The 2,823-nt window shown below is 50.1% G+C and carries 2 protein-coding genes; both read left to right on the forward strand.

Annotated features, from left to right (window positions below):
• Positions 1-296: 296 nt before the first annotated feature.
• Positions 297-1,700, forward strand: coding sequence for an alkaline phosphatase (gene phoA, locus RTK32_RS20780; protein ID WP_312047261.1), 1,404 nt, complete (start codon positions 297-299; stop codon positions 1,698-1,700).
• Between the two features lie 165 nt (positions 1,701-1,865).
• Positions 1,866-2,762, forward strand: a complete 897-nt coding sequence (locus RTK32_RS20785) for an ATP-grasp fold amidoligase family protein (RefSeq protein WP_312047263.1) — start codon at positions 1,866-1,868, stop codon at positions 2,760-2,762.
• Positions 2,763-2,823 lie beyond the last annotated feature (61 nt).

Below are 2,823 nucleotides of genomic sequence, written 5' to 3' on the forward strand. Positions count from 1 at the left end.
TATACACACTTTCCAGGCGTGCTCCTTCAGCCACTCGGACACCTCACCATATTGTAAACTTCATCACCCTCTCGGGCGACGGGGCGCTACTATAGGGAGTCCGGTGCGGCGGGTCAAGAAGAATTTTTCCTTTTTATTCTGGCAGCTTAAGCGGTGAGCGGGCCGGACTTAACGCTAATCAGGTGTCGTGCTGGCGCCGTCATCAAGCTGCCATGCAGCTGACACAAAAGCGTCACGGTTGTGTCGCAAACTAAGCTCCTGAAATTTTTAGCAACGTTTTCTTATGGAGCCGTCCGATGAAAAAAAGCCTGTTTACGCTTTCCCTTACCGCCACGCTGTTATCCACCACGCTTTGTGTCCAGGCTGCCGATTATCAGCGCGCTGCACAGGGTGATATTACCCAGCCTGGCGGCGCCCGCCGTTTGAGCGAGGATCAGACCGAGGCCCTGAAAGCTTCGCTGAACGGCAATACCGCTAAAAACGTTATCCTGCTAATCGGTGACGGGATGGGCGACTCCGAGATTACCGCCGCGCGCAACTACGCTGAGGGCGCAGGCGGTTTTTTTAAAGGGATCGACGCGCTGCCGCTGACCGGCCAGTATACGCACTACTCGCTGGATAAAAAAACACATAAGCCTGATTACGTCACGGATTCAGCCGCTTCAGCCACGGCCTGGAGTACCGGTGTAAAATCCTATAACGGGGCGATCGGGGTGGACGTAAAGGGTAAAGATCATCAGACCATCATGGAAATAGCAAAGGCGGCAGGTAAAGCGACCGGTAACGTCTCTACCGCAGAGCTGGAAGATGCCACGCCCGCAGCCCAGATGGCGCATGTGACCTCTCGCAAATGCTACGGCCCGGTGAAAACCAGCGAACTCTGCGCAGACAACGCGTTGGAGAAGGGCGGGAAAGGGTCAATTGCCGAACAGCTGTTGAACACTCGTGTTGACGTTGCTTTCGGCGGCGGCGCTAAAACCTTCTCCGAAAGTGCCAGAGCTGGCGAGTGGCAAGGAAAAACACTGAGCGAGCAGGCGAAGCTGCGCGGTTATCAGCTGGTCAACAATCTCGACAGCATGAACGCTGTGAACGAAGCCACGCAGGATAAGCCAGTACTGGGCCTGTTCGCGGAGGGCAATATGCCCGTGCGCTGGAAGGGGCCGAAAGCCACCCTGCGCGGCAACCTCGAAGGTAAACCTGTCAGTTGCGAAGTGAATAATGAGCGTCCTGCCTCTACGCCAACGCTGGCGCAGATGACCGATAAAGCTATTCAGCTGCTGAATAAAAATCAGAACGGCTTCTTCCTGCAGGTTGAAGGCGCGTCCATTGATAAACAGGATCATGCTGCAAACCCTTGCGGCCAGATTGGCGAAACGGTGGATCTGGATGAGGCCGTACAGAAAGCGTTAGCATTTGCGCGTAAAGACGGCAACACGCTGGTCATTGTCACGGCGGATCATGCCCACTCCAGCCAGATCATTCCCAATGACACTAAGGCGCCTGGTCTGACGCAAACGCTGCAAACGAAAGAGGGCGGCCTGATGACCATCAGCTACGGTAATTCGGAAGAGGAGTCGCAGGAACATACCGGCACGCAGCTACGTATTGCCGCTTATGGGCCGCATGCTGCCAATATAGTGGGGCTGACCGATCAGACCGATCTGTTCTATACCATGAAATCCGCGATGGAAATTAAATAGTTTTTATTAAAAATAAATTATTATATAAAAACACTGTTACTGAAAAGTAATGGTGTTTTTTTATTTACCTTGTTTAATTCGGGTTTATATCTCTGCTGAAAAATGATGATTAGGCTGTTTCATTTATTAACGCATCGGAATTCGTTGTGGATAAGGAGCCGGGAAGTGTACTTTTTAAAGAAAATTGAGCACCAGGGTAAAGTACTACGCCATTTTTTGCAGCGGGAAGAAAAATATCTGTTAACGACTCACCGCAAAAGGCACTGTGGGGCGAATCTTTTCCGCTATCCTGAATCGCTCAATGAAAAAATTATCCACCGTATGCTCTATACCAGGAACGATCTCTATACGCAACTGGCGGACAAATACCTGGCCCGTGACTATGTGACGCAGAAAATCGGCGAAGAATACCTGATCCCCTTACTCGGTGTATGGTCGCGTACAGCGGATATTGATTACGCAACGCTCCCCGAAAAATTCGTACTGAAATGCAACCACGATAGTGGAAGCTGTCAGAAGGTGTTCGGCAAAGATGCGGCGGCAATAGCTCGCTGTAATAAAAAGCTCGATTTCTTTCTCAATCGTAATTTTTACTATGTTTCGCTGGAATGGCAGTATAAAGCTATTCCTCCGCTGATCCTCGCTGAAGAATATATAGATATTTTTGCAGATACCGATCCAAATATCACGCCGGAGCTTTACCGCGTGCACTGCTTTCATCAGAAAGCAAAATTTACAGAAGTGGATTTTACGGATGCCGCCGGAAATAATCTGACCAACATTTATGACCGATGCTGGCGTTTGCAGCCATTTACTATGGGGCAAAGCAATAACCCGCGTGATATTCCCCGGCCCGCTGGCTATGCCAGAATGCTTGAGCTGGCTGAATCGCTCTCGGAGGAGATTGATTACTGCCGGGTGGATTTCTTTATGCATAAAGAGAAGATTTGGTTTAGCGAAATAACCTTTACGCCAGAAAGAGGGAAAATAATATTTTCTCCCAGAATATGGGATTATCGGCTTGGCGAGCTGTGGCAGCTTGAGAGGGTCACCAATAACTGATTCAACCATAAAAAAAAGCCTGAACGTGAGTTCAGGCTTTCTCTTGAATATGGCGGTGAGG

It is taken from the genome of Erwinia sp. (assembly GCF_031978025.1).
Classification (GTDB): domain Bacteria; phylum Pseudomonadota; class Gammaproteobacteria; order Enterobacterales; family Enterobacteriaceae; genus Erwinia.

Bases quoted from the DNA above. Each gene is read 5' to 3' on its own strand.
- phoA (WP_312047261.1), top strand. From the start codon at position 297: ATGAAAAAAAGCCTGTTTACGCTTTCCCTTACCGCCACGCTGTTATCC.